The sequence below is a fragment of the Parafrankia sp. Ea1.12 genome, assembly GCF_900465275.1.
In the GTDB taxonomy this organism is placed as follows: Bacteria; Actinomycetota; Actinomycetes; order Frankiales; family Frankiaceae; genus Parafrankia; species Parafrankia soli.
In genome coordinates this window covers 1-1142 of record NZ_UBIZ01000715.1, presented here as the reverse complement: position 1 = coordinate 1142, position 1142 = coordinate 1, and the positions used below count along the sequence as shown (strand labels likewise).

The window sequence follows — 1142 nt, the reverse complement described above, 5'->3', positions numbered from 1 at the left end:
CTAGTGTCCCGGTCCGGAGATCTGCGATCTCATGGGACCTGCGGTGTCATGGAGGTATGGCAGGTAAGCCGAGTCTGCCGCTCGTGCTCACCGGGGCCGAGCGGCGGACCCTTCAGGGGTGGGCCAGCCGGCGCAGGACTGCGCAGGGCCTGGCCCAGCGGGCGCGCATCGTGTTGATGTGCGCGGAGGACAGGACCAACACGTCCGTGGCCGCTGAACTGGGAATCAGCCGGGACACGGTGGGCAGGTGGCGGAACCGGTTCGTCCGGCACCGGTGCGCCGGGCTCAGCGACGAGCCGAGGCCGGGCGCGCCGCGCACGATCAGCGATGCCCAGGTCGAGGAGGTCGTGGTCCGCACTCTGGAAGAGGTGCCCGAAGGGGCCACCCACTGGTCCAAACGCGAGCTCGCGAAGCGGGTGGGGATCTCTCCGAGCAGCGTGCACCGCGTCTGGCGGGCCTTTGGTCTCAAGCCCTGGCTGGTCGAGGACTTCAAGGTGTCCACCGACCCGTTTCTGATCGAGAAGGTCCGGGACGTGGTGGGCCTGTACCTGGACCCACCACGAAACGCGGCGGTCTTCTCCGTCGACGAGAAACCACAGATCCAGGCGCTGGAGCGGACCGCGCCGGTGCTGCCGATGGTGCCGGGCACCCCCGAGCGGCGCAGCCACGACTACCACCGCCACGGCACCGTCGACCTGTTCGCCGCGTTGAACACCGCCACCGGCAAGGTCCTCAGCGCGGTCTCCGCCCAGCACACCGCCAGGGACTTCATCGGCTTCCTCGCCGAGATCGACCGTCAGGTCGAGCCGAATCTGGCGATCCACCTGATCTGCGACAACCTCTCCGTGCACAAGGCACCGACGGTGCGCAGGTGGCTGGTGGAGCATCCGAGGTTCGCCCTGCACTTCACCCCCACCTACTCGTCCTGGCTGAACCAGGTAGAGCGGTGGTTCGCCGAGCTGCAACGCCGCTGCCTGGCCCGGGGCGTCTTCTGCTCCGTCGACGAGCTGACCCACGCCCTCGAAAACTGGATCAGTCACTGGAACGAGAACGCCAGGCCCTTCAAGTGGACCAGGACCGCCGACCAGATCATCGACGCGATCGGGCACTACTGCGCGCGAATCTCCGGACCGGGACACTAG

General features: G+C 67.9%; 1 protein-coding gene. It reads left to right on the top strand.

From position 1 onward, the window contains the following. Positions 1-56: 56 nt before the first annotated feature. Positions 57-1142: an IS630 family transposase gene (locus FMEAI12_RS35900; protein ID WP_112109428.1), complete on the top strand. Its 1086-nt coding sequence runs from the start codon at positions 57-59 to the stop codon at positions 1140-1142.

Coding starts and splice junctions, on each gene's coding strand:
- FMEAI12_RS35900 (WP_112109428.1), top strand. CDS start 57: ATGGCAGGTAAGCCGAGTCTGCCGCTCGTGCTCACCGGGGCCGAGCGG.